The sequence below is a fragment of the Novosphingobium aquae genome (assembly GCF_037572715.1).
GTDB lineage: Bacteria > Pseudomonadota > Alphaproteobacteria > Sphingomonadales > Sphingomonadaceae > Novosphingobium > Novosphingobium aquae.
Window position 1 is genome coordinate 933,726 of the sequence record NZ_JBBHJY010000001.1, and the last position, 13,087, is coordinate 946,812.

Here is a 13,087-nt window from a genome sequence, read left to right on the forward strand (position 1 = left end):
AGGATGAGACCATGAAGCGCTCCCTCGCCATCTTCGTAGCGGCCCTTGTCGGGCCAGCCCTTGCCGCCCCGGCCATGGCTGCTCCGGGCGGCGAGCTTGGCACCATGCCCAAGGGTAGCTATGCCTGCGAGCGTCCCGGGGATGCGACCGGCGCACTGGGGGTTCGCGTGCCGGACGAGGATTTCACCGTCGAGAACGGGTCGGCCTATATCACGGCGCGCGGGCGCGGGGTTTACCTGCTGACCGGTGACCGGCTGGTCATGACCTCCGGCCCGTTTCAGGGCGCGACATATCGCCGGAAATCGGGCGGTTTCCTGCGCCGGCTTGCCGCCGATGGCAGCGAAACTGACCTCCGCTGCGTGCTGGGCGTTTACAACAATTTCCGCTGAGCCTTAAGCGGAAATCGCCTTGCGTTTGGTCCAGTTATAGGTCCCGTAAAGCACCGCCGCGACCGCAGCGATACCGATCCACTCGGCTACCGGTGCAAAGCCATCGCTCACGATTGAAAGCTTCGCCGGATCGCCCACAGCCGCGACCGCACCGGCGAAAGCCAGCCCGAACAGGCTGTCACCGACGACAAGACCTGTTGCCAACAATACGCCAAGCCGCACCGTGAATTCCGGACGCGCGGTCCGCGCCGCCCACTTGTTCCAGAAATGCCCTATCACCGTGCCGATCACCGTCGGCAAGACCAGAGTGACCGGAAGGTAGATGCCCATGCCGACGGCAAGGGGAGGCAGCTTGCCCCGGCCGGTGGCGCGCAAGACCTCGTCGATCACCACGATCACGACCCCGATCCCGGCACCCAGCCCCACCAGGTCCCAGCGCAGCGTTCCGCCCAGCACGCCCTGCGCGATCGCGGCGAACAGCGAAGCCTGCGGAGCGGCTAGTGCATTGGGCCCGGCCCCCGGTGCGCCAGCAAAACCAAAGCTGGTAAAGAGCAATTGCAGCACCGGCGGCAGCACCAGCGAGCCGGCGATCACGCCAATGATCAGAGCAACCTGCTGCTTCCACGGGGTCGAGCCGACCAGTTGCCCGGTCTTGAGGTCCTGCAGGTTGTCATTGGCGACGATGGCGATACCAAACACGAAAGCGACCAGGAACAGGGCAAAGGCGATCAACGGTGCCTTGTCCCCCTGCCCGGCACCGAACATCGCCGTGATCAGGACTGAAACGATCAGAACCGAGAGGATGCCGACACCCGAAACGGGGCTATTCGACGTTCCGACAAGCCCGGCCATGTAGCCCGTGACGACTGCCGTGAAGATACCGATCACGACAATGAACAGCACCGACAGCAGGAATACCGCGCCTATCGACCCGGCAAGCGGTCCGCCCTGCACGAATTCCCAGACGAGGTAGAGGATCGGTCCGAACATGGCCGTGCTGATCCCCAGCACCCAGCCGCCCGGCAGGTCACGCTCGGTCAAGGCAATCGCCTCGCCCCCTCGCCGCGCCCGCGAGGTGGCGGCGATGCCGGCAAGGCCGCGCATCATCGCGCCCGATATCCGCATGAGGGACCATACAGCTGCCACGGCCATGGCCCCGGCACCGATCATCCGCACTTGTTGACCAAGCACTGTTCCGACGACTCCCTCGGGAACGCCCGGAAGGCCAGCGCTCAACCAGGGGAGCAGGACCAGCTTGCCCGTGACAAGCCCAGCAAACATGGCAAAGCCAGTCGCGAGGCCAATGAGGTGGCCGATGGCGACCAGCCCCAGCGACAGCGAACTACCCATCGTACCGTAACCAGCGCCCAGTTTGAAGACCTTGGTCACTTCGCCCGCAGCGACACGCACTGTGGTGAGCAAACCCATGCCCGCGCCGGCCAGAGCGCCAACGATGATTGTCGCCAGCCCCGCCTTGTTCTCACTCGCTCCTTCGGCATCGGCCATGCCGACGCGCAGGATTTCAGCGCCTGCGACACCTTCAGGATACGGCAGGTCGGAATCGACCACCAGCGCGCGGCGCATGGGGACCGAGAGCATGACGCCCAGAATGCCGCCGGTCGCGCAGACGAGCATCGTTTCCCAGTAGGGAATCTCGCTCCACCACCCGACCATGACGAAGCCCGGCAATACGAACACCATCGTCGCCACGGCGCCGGCGGCGCTGCCGATGGTCTGAACGATGTTGTTCTCGACAATGGTTGATCCGCCAAGCGTGCGCAGCAGGGCCATAGAGACAACGGCGGCGGGAATGGCGGTGGAAAATGTAAGTCCGACCTTAAGCCCGAAATAGACGTTGGCCGCGGTAAAAACGAAGGTAAGCAAGGCGCCGAGGATGACACTTCGGATCGTCAGTTCACGCTGTCCAGTAAATGCGCTCATCGCTCGATTCCCCACGCGTTTCCGCCTCCGCTGGACACAGTCCTGAAGAAAAGTGTCACTTTGGCCGGCGGCGGCCTTGCTTACAGGGACATGACACAGTCGCCAGCGTTAGGAAACTGGCCGCGATTTCCGCTTGTGGACGGTGCGCGGGGTCAGCGGCGCGTGAGCAATGGGTAGGGGTTCACCGGCATGGCCTGCTCGTGCCAGCGCGCTTCGGGCCGTGTGACCAGCATGGCGAAATGAAGGTGCGGTCCGGCCGGGTTGGCATTGCCGGAAAAGCCGACCGTCCCAATCACCTGCCCCGCACTCACCAGTTGTCCTTCAACCAGATCCGGCGCGTATTGATCGAGGTGTGCGTAGTAATAGATCACCCGGCGATCGGATGAGCGCACGTAGATCGTATTGCCGCCATCGCGGGAGAGGAACAGCTTCTCTACCTGCCCCGCCGTCGCCGCCCGCACCGGAGTGCCGGTGGGTGCCATGATGTCTATTGCATCATGCCGCCGCATCCCGCCAGCGCGGGCTTGAGTGAACGTGTCGACCAACTGGCGCGGCGCTACGCCTTCAATCGGGATCACCAGAGAGGGAATTGGCGGCAGGGCATAAACCGGCGGCGGAGCGGCGGGTACGGCAAGTGCAGTCCGGCCTGGCTCGGAGCGAGTGAGTTGTGCGCTTTGCACATCGAACTTCTGCGGAACCGGCGGCGCGCTAGGCACGGTTCCAACCGCGAAGACCAGCGCCCCCACCACGGCAATTCCGCCCAGCGCCCTCAGCAGGAAATCGCGGGGATTCATCTTACGCCTCGAATAGCACCTGCGTGCCGGCGTGGACCATCTGCGCCAGTCTCGCCACGTCCCAGTTGGTCAGCCGCACACATCCGTGGCTTTCCGCCCGGCCGATGGTCTGCGGATTTGGTGTGCCGTGGATGCCGTAACGCGGCTTGCTGAGATCAATCCACGCGACACCGACCGGACCGTTCGGCCCCGGCGGCAGCATGGCCTTCTTATCACCCTTCTTCGCATCCCAGAACAGGTCGGGATTGTAATTGAACTTGGGGTTGTAGGACGTGCCGTTGATCTTCCATTCGCCCAGCGGCAGCGGATCGTGCTTTGATCCCATCGTCGCGGTGTAGACTGCGACGAGCTTTTCCGCGCTGTCATAAACTTTCATCGTACCCTTGGACTTGCTGACGACAATCCGTTCGGCACGCAGCTGCGTGCTGGCAACGCCGAGCATGACCAGCGTCTGCCCCCATGCGGCATCCTTGACCTGCGCCGTATCGACCCGGTCATTGCCCACGTTCGGCACGCGGATTTGCTGTCCGGCGGCGAAGAAGTTGGTCGGAGCCTTTTCATCCGCAGGGCTGGCAGTGGCACCAGGTGCACCCGAAGCTTCTGGCGGGACAATCTGCGGATTGAGCAAGGCCAAAGTCTCGACCGTGGTGTGGAAACGTTCGGCCAGCTTTTCGTCCAGCGATTCGTAACCCAGCGCAGGCAATTTCGCCTGATCGGCGGCATCGTCGGGCACGGCGACAAACGGACCCGCGGCAAATTCCGCAGGGATCGTCACGACGCGAGTCGCCGGGATCGATTGATACTGCGAGAGCGCCTTGGTCGTCACTTCATCCAGTTCGCCGGTGACCGGCATCCCGTTCGCTTCCTGATAGCCGGAAATCGCGTTGCGGGTGGAAAGCCCCATCTTGCCGTCGACCACTCCCGGGGTGAAGCCCAGACGGTCCAGCACGACCTGCGCCTGCATCACCGGGCGCGTCTCCGTATCCAGTGGGCCAGCATCGGGCAGACCATCGCGCGAATTAAGATCGCCAGTCGCCGCCGCGGCCTGCGACGGGGCGGCGACTGGCGTGTCCATCTTGCAGGCAGCAAGCGACAATGACGATGTAAGCAGCAGTGCGACCAGCAGGGGGCGTTTCATTCAGGCTTCCCAAATTTGCGACAGCTCAGCGCCGCCGGGGAGCACAACGAACGGCAGCCCGAAAGGCTCCCCTACTTGAGACCGAGCGCCTCGGCGAAGGCCCTGACCGCTGCCGCTTCATCACCGTTCCACACCGCGCCAGATACCGCGATGAAATCGGCCCCGGCCTCGGCCAGTTCAGCGCAGGTTTCCGGCATGATCCCGCCGATTGCCACGCAAGGAAGCTCGAAGATCGATTGCCACCAGGTCAGCGTCTCGGGATCGGCGAAGTGTTCGACCTCTTTGGTGGTCGTCGGGAAAAATGCGCCGAACGCAACGTAGTCGGCCCCGGCCTCGCCCGCTTCCATCGCGAGGTCCCTGCTGGCATGGCACGTCACGCCGATCTGGGCATCGCGGCCAAGCCGTTCGCGCGCATCGCGCACCTCGCCGTCCTTTTGGCCAAGGTGCACGCCATCCGCGTCAAGCCGCTTTGCGAGGCTGATCGAATCGTTGACGATGAAGGCGGTGCCGGCCTCGGCGCAAATCTTCTGCAGCGGTGCAGCAAGATCTGCGGCGGCATGTTCGTCCATGTCCTTCACGCGGAATTGGAACGCGGCGACCGGCGCGGCGGCGAGCGCCCGCTTCAGACGCTCGGGAAAGTCTCCCCCCACCTCAAGCGGTGAGATGAGGTAAAGCTGGGTGGGTTCACGCTGTATTTCTTCGGCCATGGCGGCGCTCTATCGCGCACAATTGCCCCCGCCAAGCGTTCCGGTGCGATTAATGTGATCCTTCGTAGGAAAGCGCGATGATTGCACGTGTCATTTTGCCCGTCCTCTGCCTTGGCCTCTCGGCCTGCGCGAGCCTGCCCGATGACCGCCTGGACGACTGGGCGAAGTTCGGTGAGCGTGCCCGGATCGGCGATGTCCTGGTCCGTCCTGATCGACTCGTCGAGGACAGCCGATGCCCGATGAACGCCCGCTGCGTCTGGGCCGGGCGCGTCGTGATCGATGCCACGGTGTGGGCAAACGGCGCACGGCGATCGGTGCAGCTTGAATCCAACAAGCCGCTGGCACTTCGCAGCGGAGAGCTTTCGATCGCGGAAATTCGCCCGGATAGCTTCATGACCAACGCCAGCCCGCGCCGCGCCGATTATAACTTCCGCTCCTCGTATAAACGGCGCTGATAAGATAACCGCCGGGTCAGGTTCCCTGCCCGGCGGCCTCCTCTCCAACTCTGAAACGCTAAAAAGGTCAGACGGCCTTCTGCGTTGAACCCGTGTAGATTTCGTCAATAGCACCACCCAGCGATGCGTCAAAGTCTTCATCGCTCATGTGCGCGCGCAGGTCCTGAAGCAGGGCGCGGCTGAAACTGGCGATGATGCCGCGGTTCTTCGCCAGTTCGACGCAGGCTTCGGGGCGCTCGTAGCCGCCCGAGAGCGCGACGACGCGCAGCACCTTGGGGTGGTCGACCAGCGCGTCGAAGGTGCCCGGCACGACCGGCAGCGACAGCTTGAGCATGACCTGCTGCCCTTCTGGCAGGGCATCAAGGTTCTTGAGGATCTCGTCGAGCAGGATCGCATCGCATTCGGCGCGGGTTTCGCTCTTGATGTTCACTTCGGGTTCGATGATCGGCATCATGCCGTGCGAGAGGACCTGCTGGCCGACCTCGAACTGCTGCTTGACCACGGCAGCGATGCCTTCGCGGTTGGCCGAGTTGATTACCGAGCGTTCCTTGGTGCCATAGACTCCCAGCGCCTTCGACTTTTCGAGCAGTGCATCGAGGTCCGGCATCGGCTTCATCAGCTGGCAACCGTTGACTTCGTCCTCAAGGCCCTTGTCGATCTTGATGAAGGGAACCACGCCCTTGGCGATCAGCGCTGCCGGGGTCTGCGCGCCGTCAACCGTGCCGTCCATCGTGCGTTCGAACAGGATCGCGCCGATCACCTTCTCGCCGGTGAACACTGACGAGCGGATAATGCGGCTGCGCATTTCGTGGATCAGGCCGAACATTTCCTCTTCGGTGTTCCACGCGCCTTCGTCCACGCCATAGCCCTTGAGCGCCTTGGGGGTCGAGCCGCCCGACTGGTCAAGAGCGGCGATGAAGCCATCACCGGAGGCCATCTTTGCGGTCATTGCATCAGTATTCATCGTCTGTTTCCCTGATTTCCTGCGTCGTTTGTATTCTTGCAGTGCCTGTTTTCAGGCTACCTGAAGTGCTGCAACCCCGGGCAGTTCCTTGCCTTCCATCCATTCGAGGAAGGCCCCGCCTGCGGTCGAGATATAGGAGAAGTCGTCGGCCACACCGGCCATGTTGAGCGCCGCAACGGTATCGCCGCCGCCTGCCACCGAGACCAGCGAGCCTTCAGCCGTCAGTGCTGCCGCGACCTTGGCCAGAGCGACCGTTGCCGTATCGAACGGCGGCGTCTCAAACGCTCCCAGCGGGCCGTTCCAGACCAGCGTCTTGCAGGTCTTGAGCACGTCAGCCAAGGCTTCGGTCGCCTGCGGGCCGACGTCGAGGATCATCTCGTCAGCGGCAACTTCGTGGACCGCGCAGGTGCGCAGCGATGGCGGGTTGGCAGCGAATTCCTTCGATACCACTACGTCATAAGGCAGGTGCACGGTGCAGCCGGCCTTGTCCGCCGCGCCGAGGATTTCGAGCGCCGTGTCCTTGAGGTCGTACTCGCACAGCGACTTGCCGACATCGACATCGCTCGCGGCCAGGAACGTGTTTGCCATGCCGCCGCCGATGATCAGGTGATCGACCTGCGTGACGAGGTGCATCAGGACGTCGAGCTTCGACGAAACCTTGGCGCCGCCCACTACGGCAGCGACGGGGCGCTCGGGATTGCCCAGCGCCTTTTCCAGTGCTTCCAATTCCGCCTGCATCGAGCGTCCGGCATAGGCTGGCAGCATCTTGGCAAGGCCCTCGGTCGTCGCATGGGCGCGGTGCGCGGCGGAGAAAGCATCGTTGACATAGAAATCGCCGTTGGCCGCGATGGCCTTGGCGAGTTCGGGGTCATTTGCTTCTTCGCCCTTCCAGAAGCGCGTGTTCTCAAGCAGGGCAACGTCGCCATTGCCGAGGATGCCCACGGTCTGCGCCACGATGGGGCCGGCGATCTCGGGGCAGAACATCACTTCCTTGCCGATCACGTCCTGCACCGCGTCGATCACCATCGACAACGACTGGGTCGAGACGCGCTCGCCCTTGGGGCGGCCGAAGTGCGCCAGCAGCAGGACCTTGGCGCCCTTGGCGCAAAGCTCATTGATGGTCGGTGTGGCGGCGCGGACGCGGGTATCGTCGGTCACCGCGCCGTCATGCATCGGCAGGTTGAGATCGACGCGGACCAGGGCCACCTTGCCGGCAATATCACCCAGATCGTCAAGCGTGCGAAACTTCGTCATGCGAATATCCTTATTTCGTCGCCCACGGCGATGTCACCTTCGGCGATTACCCGGCCCAGAACGCCGCCGCGCCAATCGGGCGTCAGCACGGCTTTGAGGCCGGAGGCGATTTCTTCCATGCGGCTGCACGGATCGCATTCGGTCGTCACTTCAATTCGCAGGTCCGCGCCAATCGCGATCACGGCACCGACCTCGCGCGGCAGGCGGATGTCCTGCGTCAGCAGGTTCGCCCGGCGGACCCACCACGGCAAGACCGGATCGTCCGGCCGGCCCAGTTCGGCAAGCGCCGCTGCCCAGCTTTCTGCCTCGATCAGCGAAACCTGACGGCGCGGGCGTTTGCCGGGGCGCACTGCACCGCGAAAATCACCATGCAGCCCTTCGGAAAAGGTCACGGCGACATGGTCGAGCGTCTCCATGGGCCCGCGCGGCCGATCATGCCGCGCGATACCCATGAGACGCCCGGAGGTCATCAAGCCAGCTTGCCCATCGCGCCGGCCGTATCGACCATGCGGTTGGAGAAGCCCCATTCATTGTCATACCAGCTCAGCACGCGGACCAGCTTGCCGTCGAGAACCGAGGTTTCGAGGCTGTCAATCGTCGAGCTGTGCGCGTCGCCATTGAAGTCGATCGATACCAGCGGTTGGTCGGTGAAGCCGAGAACGCCCTTGAGCGCGCCTTCCGACGCGGCCTTGAGCAGGGCGTTGACTTCTTCCTTGGTCGTGTCGCGCTTCGGCGTGAAGGTCAGGTCGACGACCGAGACGTTCGGAGTCGGCACGCGGATGGCCGAACCGTCTAGCTTGCCCTTCAGTTCGGGCAGCACTTCACCCACGGCGCGCGCCGCGCCGGTGGTGGTCGGGATCATCGACATGCCGGCAGCGCGGGCGCGGCGCGGATCTTCGTGGATCTGGTCGAGGATCTTCTGATCGTTGGTATAAGCGTGGATCGTGGTCATCAGGCCGCGTTCGATGCCGATCGCATCGTTGAGGACCTTGGCGAAGGGCGCTAGGCAGTTGGTGGTGCACGAAGCGTTCGACACGATGGTGTGACCGGCTTCGAGCTTTTCGTGGTTCACGCCGTAAACCACGGTGAGGTCCACGTTCTTTCCCGGTGCCGAGATCAGCACCTTCTTCGCGCCGGCGGCAATGTGCTTTTCGCACGAAGTGCGGTCTGTAAAGAAGCCAGTGCATTCCAGTGCGATGTCAACGCCGTTGGCGGCGTGCGGCAGGTTTGCCGGATCGCGCTCCGCCGTGACCTGGATGCGCTTGCCGTTGATGATCAGGTCATTGCCGTCGACTTCGACGGTGCCCTTGAAAGCACCGTGAACGCTGTCCCGCTGGAACAGCATCGCATTGGCCTGTGCCGATGCGAGATCGTTGATCGAGACCAGCTCGAGATCGTGATCGGTGCGCGACAGGATCGCACGGGCGACATTGCGCCCAATCCGTCCGAAACCGTTGATCGCAACCTTAATCGCCATGTGAAATGCTCCTGCTAAATTATAGTTTTACCGTGATTTTCTTTACAATCGCATCGGCGGTGAAGCCGAAGTATTCAAACAGTTGTTCCGCGGGTGCCGAAGCGCCGAAGCGGTCGAGCCCGATGGTCAGGCCGTCACCGACATACTTCTGCCAGCCCAGCGTGATCCCAGCTTCAACCGAGACCTTGAGGGCATCTGCGGGCAGGAGATCGGCGCGGTAGGCGGGGTCCTGCTCGTCGAACAATTCCCAGCACGGCATCGAGACAACATCCGCACCAATGCCCTGGGCTTCGAGCACCTTGGCCGTGTCGATCGCCAACGCCACTTCCGAACCCGTAGCCAGCAGCACCACCTTGCGGGGCGCTTCAGCGGCCTTGAGACGATAGGCACCGCGGGCGGACTTGTTTTCGAGGTCCGAGCGCAGGGCCAGCAAGTTCTGGCGGGTCAGCGCCAACACCGAGGGGCGCTTGGCTTCCTTGAGCGACAGCGCCCAGCATTCCGCCGTTTCCAGCGCATCGGCCGGGCGGAACACGAGCAGGTCGGGAATGGCGCGCAGGCTCATCACGTGTTCGACCGGCTGGTGAGTCGGGCCGTCTTCGCCAAGGCCGATGGAATCATGCGTCAGGACATAGATCACGCGCTGCTTCTGGATCGCCGACATGCGGATCGCGTTGCGGCAATAGTCCGAGAACACGAGGAACGTGCCACCATAGGGGATCACGCCGCCGTGCAGCGCCATGCCGTTCATCGCGGCGGCCATGCCGAATTCGCGGATGCCGTAATAGACATAGCGGCCGCCGTAGGTATCCGCACCGAACGGCGTGGTCGCCTTGGTCTTGGTGTTGTTCGACCCGGTAAGGTCAGCCGAACCGCCGACCATCTCCTGAATGTCGACCGTCAGGGCTTCGAGCGCGGATTCGCTCGCCTTGCGGGTGGCAACCTTGGGCTGGCTTTCGGCAATCGAAGCAAGATAGGCGTCGAAGGCCGGCAGCTGTTGCGGCAGGACACCAGCCATGCGCCGGCTGAATTCGCGAGCATTGGCGTTACCGGCAAGGCGCGCTTCCCATTCGGCGCGGGCAGATGCGCCCTTTGCGCCAAGCGAACGCCAGTCGGAGAGAATGTCCGTCGGCACTTCGAACGGGGCCGAGGTCCAACCGAGATATTCACGCGCGGCGGCAATTTCGTCAGCGCCCAGCGGAGCGCCATGGACATTGTGTCCGCCCTGCTTGTTCGGTGCGCCCTTGCCGATGATCGTGCGGCAAGCGACGAGCGAGGGGCGCGGATCTGCAGCAGCTTCGGCAAGTGCGCGGGCGATGTCGGCAAAGTCATGGCCGTCGCACTCGGTAACGTGCCAGCCGGTCGCGCGGTAGCGGGCGGCGATATCTTCGCTGGTCGAAAGGTCAGTGTCGCCATCGATGGTGATGCGGTTATCATCCCAAAGCACGTTCAGGCGGCCAAGCTTCAGGTGCCCGGCAAGGCCGATGGCCTCGTGGTTGATGCCTTCCATCAGGCAGCCATCGCCAGCGACCACCCAAGTGTTGTGATCAACCAACGAATCGCCGAATCCGGCGTTGAGATGGCGCTCTGCCATCGCCATGCCAACCGCCATGGCCAGTCCCTGACCCAGTGGACCGGTGGTGCATTCTACTCCGGCGAGTTCGAAATTCTCGGGGTGGCCAGCACAGACGCTATGGAGCTGGCGGAAGTTGCGGATGTCATCCATCGATGGCCGCGCATAGCCCGTCAGATGCAGCAGCGAGTAGATCAGCATAGATCCGTGGCCAGCCGAAAGCACGAAGCGATCGCGGTCCGGCCAGTGCGGCGCGGCCGGGTCAAACTTCAGAAACTGGCTGAAAAGCACGGTTGCGACGTCGGCCATGCCCATCGGCATACCGGGGTGGCCGCTGTTGGCCGCCTGAACGGCGTCCATCGATAGGGCACGGATGGCATTGGCCATGGGGCCCAGGCGGGATGGATCGAGCGTCATGTTCAGCGGCCTCCGGAGCAGCGCTTGGCTAGGGGCGATTCGGGATGCGGCCTCTTTGCGGGAAGGCGGCGAGTCGTCAAGTTAAGCGATCCATTAAACGCCTAATCGTTACCCGGCTTTCCGTAACGGCGTTTTTGGGTTAGCCATTCCTCTATGACGGGGGAACGGATAAATCAGGCCTTGAGCCGGATAGAGGCTGCTGCTGCCCGGATTGAGGCGGCATCGGCAAGGCGTGGACCATTGGACGAAGGGCTTGCCGAGAGGCATGAGGCCCTGCGATCGGTCGTGGCACAATCGCTGAAAGACCTCGATGCCCTGATCGGGAGCGCCAGTGCATGAGCGATGTCGACCTCTCCATCGGTGGCCGCGTATTCAAGGTTGCTTGCGCTGCGGGTGAGGAAGCGCATGTGACCGGGCTCGGCCGGATGATCGATTCCAAGGTCGCTTCCGTGCCCGGCGCGGCAGGGCAAAGCGAAGGGCGGATGTTGCTGTTCGCCTCGCTGATGCTGGCCGATGAAGTCCATGACGCGCAAAGCCGCAGCTCCTCGGCTGCCCCCGCTGCCGCACTCGCGCCCGACCCTGTGCTGGCCGAAAGGCTAGAAGCCGTCGCCGCCGCGCTTGAAAAGTGCGCCTCTGCCCTTGAGGGTTGATCGTCCAGCGCCTAGATAGGGCCTGACGGGTACTGCCCGGTACGAACCGACAGAACATCCCTGAGGCTATAAGCAATCCTATGGGGGCTGTCCCTGGTTGGACCCTGGTCCGGCACACATGGTCCCCACCTGACGTGAACGCGTCAGTGGATTTCCCCGGCAACGACCCATGGTGGTCCCGTCACCCTTCCCGCAGGAGCCGGCCTTGGAAGACAAAAAAGCGCTACGACGCGAGATGCGAGCGAAGCGCAGGCAATTCGTCGCGTCCATTCCCGATGCTGTGCGCGGGCTGGTCCTCAATCGCCCACCGGCCGACATTGTCGAGGCTTTGCGCGGCAAGTCGGTACTGGGGTTCTACATTGCCCAAGGCGAAGAAGCCCCGACTCGCGGGTGGATCGGCTGGTTCCATGAAAATGGCTGGCGCGTGGCCCTGCCCCGCTTCATCGCCGGACAAAGCACGATGGAATTCGCCATCTGGGACAATCCCTTTGACGACGGCCAGCTTGAACCGGGGTTGCTGGGCATAGATCAGCCGGCTGACGATGCCGCCTCGATTGTGCCCGATGCGCTGATCCTGCCGCTGGTGGCCTTCACGCCGCAGGGAGACCGACTGGGCCAGGGCGGCGGGCATTATGATCGCTGGCTTGCGGCGAACCCGGTGGACCTTGCCATCGGCCTTGGCTGGGATGCGCAATGCGTGGATAGCCTGCCAACAGAATCGCATGACCGCGCGCTTGATGCAGTGGTCACCCCTACCCGCGTCTACTGGAGCAAAAGCTGATGCGCACCGAACCTACCTGGCGGATCCCCATCGGCGTGCTACTGCTGATTTTGGCCTTGGCGGTCTATTCGCTTGTGATTGCGCGCTATGTGCCCGAACTGATCGGTTCGTGGCCCGCGCTGGCGCAGACCCCGGTATATCTGATTCTGGGGATTGCCTGGCTTCTCCCGCTGCGGCGGTTTCTCATCTGGATGGAAACCGGGCGCTGGAAAGCCTGAATAAATTCCCAAGTGGCGCGAGTGACGGGGCTCGAACCCGCGACCTTCGGCGTGACAGGCCGACACTCTAACCAACTGAGCTACACCCGCGCAGCCACTTGGGAGCCGCGCCACTAAGGCAGGGTTCGGAGCGTGTCAACAGCTTTGGCGGGCAATCGCACGCGCCGTCCAAAAAGTTTTATGGTGGAGCTGCGTTAACCAAATCTTGGGGCCGATTTGCGACAAGCCTTCTCGTGTTGGGGGGCCGATCGCCGATGTTTTCCAAGTCGTTTCTTGCAGTTTCCGGCTGCGTACTTGCCTTGGCCTGTGCAGGGTCTGCGACCGCTCGCAGC

At 63.2% G+C, this 13,087-nt stretch carries 14 protein-coding genes and 1 tRNA gene; 5 read left to right on the forward strand and 10 right to left on the reverse strand.

The window, feature by feature from the left end; translation table 11 throughout:
* The first annotated feature begins 11 nt into the window (after positions 1–11).
* Positions 12–389 carry a hypothetical protein gene (locus WG900_RS04660; protein ID WP_339965054.1) on the forward strand — a complete coding sequence of 126 codons (378 nt, stop codon included), beginning with the start codon at positions 12–14 and terminating at the stop codon, positions 387–389.
* 3 nt (positions 390–392) lie between these two features.
* Here the strand turns inward: WG900_RS04660 and WG900_RS04665 are convergent, their stop codons facing one another.
* From WG900_RS04665 to thiE, 4 genes are all read right to left on the reverse strand, one after another.
* On the reverse strand, positions 393–2,330 hold the full coding sequence (locus tag WG900_RS04665; protein ID WP_339965057.1) for an OPT family oligopeptide transporter: 1,938 nt from the start codon (positions 2,328–2,330) through the stop codon (positions 393–395).
* Between the two features lie 152 nt (positions 2,331–2,482).
* On the reverse strand, positions 2,483–3,124 hold the full coding sequence (locus WG900_RS04670) for a M23 family metallopeptidase (RefSeq protein ID WP_339965060.1): 642 nt from the start codon (positions 3,122–3,124) through the stop codon (positions 2,483–2,485).
* A gap of 1 nt (position 3,125) precedes the next feature.
* A complete protein-coding gene (locus tag WG900_RS04675) occupies positions 3,126–4,262 on the reverse strand; it encodes a L,D-transpeptidase family protein (protein ID WP_339965062.1) in 1,137 nt (378 codons plus the stop codon).
* Between the two features lie 71 nt (positions 4,263–4,333).
* Entirely contained in the window at positions 4,334–4,969 is a 636-nt protein-coding gene (thiE, locus tag WG900_RS04680) for a thiamine phosphate synthase (protein ID WP_339965065.1), read from the reverse strand.
* Between the two features lie 77 nt (positions 4,970–5,046).
* Between thiE and WG900_RS04685 the strand changes: the two genes are divergently transcribed.
* Positions 5,047–5,424 (forward strand): hypothetical protein, encoded by a 378-nt coding sequence (locus WG900_RS04685; protein ID WP_339965068.1) that lies wholly within the window; start codon positions 5,047–5,049, stop codon positions 5,422–5,424.
* 67 nt (positions 5,425–5,491) lie between these two features.
* Here WG900_RS04685 and WG900_RS04690 read toward each other — a convergent pair whose 3' ends face one another.
* The 5 genes from WG900_RS04690 to tkt are packed head-to-tail and all read right to left on the reverse strand — an operon-like array spanning position 5,492 to position 11,106.
* Positions 5,492–6,388 (reverse strand): fructose bisphosphate aldolase, encoded by an 897-nt coding sequence (locus tag WG900_RS04690; protein WP_339965070.1) that lies wholly within the window; start codon positions 6,386–6,388, stop codon positions 5,492–5,494.
* Between the two features lie 51 nt (positions 6,389–6,439).
* Entirely contained in the window at positions 6,440–7,642 is a 1,203-nt protein-coding gene (locus WG900_RS04695; RefSeq protein WP_339965072.1) for a phosphoglycerate kinase, read from the reverse strand.
* A complete protein-coding gene (locus tag WG900_RS04700) occupies positions 7,639–8,112 on the reverse strand; it encodes an MOSC domain-containing protein (protein ID WP_339965074.1) in 474 nt (157 codons plus the stop codon). Before WG900_RS04700 ends, WG900_RS04695 begins: the two co-directional genes overlap by 4 nt.
* Positions 8,112–9,119: a type I glyceraldehyde-3-phosphate dehydrogenase gene (gap, locus tag WG900_RS04705; RefSeq protein ID WP_339965076.1), complete on the reverse strand. Its 1,008-nt coding sequence runs from the start codon at positions 9,117–9,119 to the stop codon at positions 8,112–8,114. The genes WG900_RS04700 and gap overlap by 1 nt, the downstream gene beginning before the upstream one ends.
* Before the next feature lie 19 nt (positions 9,120–9,138).
* Positions 9,139–11,106: a transketolase gene (tkt, locus tag WG900_RS04710; RefSeq protein ID WP_339965079.1), complete on the reverse strand. Its 1,968-nt coding sequence runs from the start codon at positions 11,104–11,106 to the stop codon at positions 9,139–9,141.
* 335 nt (positions 11,107–11,441) lie between these two features.
* On the opposite strand from tkt, the gene WG900_RS04715 reads away from it, so the two are divergent.
* The 3 genes from WG900_RS04715 (at position 11,442) to WG900_RS04725 (ending at position 12,755) form a co-directional block, all read left to right on the forward strand.
* A complete protein-coding gene (locus WG900_RS04715) occupies positions 11,442–11,756 on the forward strand; it encodes a cell division protein ZapA (protein WP_339965082.1) in 315 nt (104 codons plus the stop codon).
* A 205-nt stretch (positions 11,757–11,961) separates the two neighbouring features.
* The gene (locus WG900_RS04720; RefSeq protein ID WP_339965084.1) at positions 11,962–12,537 is read left to right on the forward strand and encodes a 5-formyltetrahydrofolate cyclo-ligase; all 576 of its coding nucleotides are present in this window, start codon (positions 11,962–11,964) and stop codon (positions 12,535–12,537) included.
* The gene (locus tag WG900_RS04725; RefSeq protein WP_339965086.1) at positions 12,537–12,755 is read left to right on the forward strand and encodes a DUF2842 domain-containing protein; all 219 of its coding nucleotides are present in this window, start codon (positions 12,537–12,539) and stop codon (positions 12,753–12,755) included. The genes WG900_RS04720 and WG900_RS04725 overlap by 1 nt, the downstream gene beginning before the upstream one ends.
* Positions 12,756–12,768: 13 nt before the next feature.
* On the opposite strand, the gene WG900_RS04730 is transcribed toward WG900_RS04725, so the two are convergent.
* A tRNA-Asp gene (locus WG900_RS04730) sits at positions 12,769–12,845 on the reverse strand.
* Positions 12,846–13,087: the final 242 nt, after the last annotated feature.

Excerpts from the sequence above, each read along its gene's own strand:
- WG900_RS04660 (WP_339965054.1), top strand. The coding sequence starts at position 12 with ATGAAGCGCTCCCTCGCCATCTTCGTAGCGGCCCTTGTCGGGCCAGCC.
- WG900_RS04685 (WP_339965068.1), top strand. The coding sequence starts at position 5,047 with ATGATTGCACGTGTCATTTTGCCCGTCCTCTGCCTTGGCCTCTCGGCC.
- thiE (WP_339965065.1), bottom strand. The coding sequence starts at position 4,969 with ATGGCCGAAGAAATACAGCGTGAACCCACCCAGCTTTACCTCATCTCA.
- WG900_RS04665 (WP_339965057.1), bottom strand. The coding sequence starts at position 2,330 with ATGAGCGCATTTACTGGACAGCGTGAACTGACGATCCGAAGTGTCATC.
- gap (WP_339965076.1), bottom strand. The coding sequence starts at position 9,119 with ATGGCGATTAAGGTTGCGATCAACGGTTTCGGACGGATTGGGCGCAAT.
- WG900_RS04690 (WP_339965070.1), bottom strand. The coding sequence starts at position 6,388 with ATGAATACTGATGCAATGACCGCAAAGATGGCCTCCGGTGATGGCTTC.
- WG900_RS04715 (WP_339965082.1), top strand. The coding sequence starts at position 11,442 with ATGAGCGATGTCGACCTCTCCATCGGTGGCCGCGTATTCAAGGTTGCT.
- WG900_RS04700 (WP_339965074.1), bottom strand. The coding sequence starts at position 8,112 with ATGACCTCCGGGCGTCTCATGGGTATCGCGCGGCATGATCGGCCGCGC.
- WG900_RS04675 (WP_339965062.1), bottom strand. The coding sequence starts at position 4,262 with ATGAAACGCCCCCTGCTGGTCGCACTGCTGCTTACATCGTCATTGTCG.
- tkt (WP_339965079.1), bottom strand. The coding sequence starts at position 11,106 with ATGACGCTCGATCCATCCCGCCTGGGCCCCATGGCCAATGCCATCCGT.
- WG900_RS04670 (WP_339965060.1), bottom strand. The coding sequence starts at position 3,124 with ATGAATCCCCGCGATTTCCTGCTGAGGGCGCTGGGCGGAATTGCCGTG.
- WG900_RS04695 (WP_339965072.1), bottom strand. The coding sequence starts at position 7,642 with ATGACGAAGTTTCGCACGCTTGACGATCTGGGTGATATTGCCGGCAAG.
- WG900_RS04725 (WP_339965086.1), top strand. The coding sequence starts at position 12,537 with ATGCGCACCGAACCTACCTGGCGGATCCCCATCGGCGTGCTACTGCTG.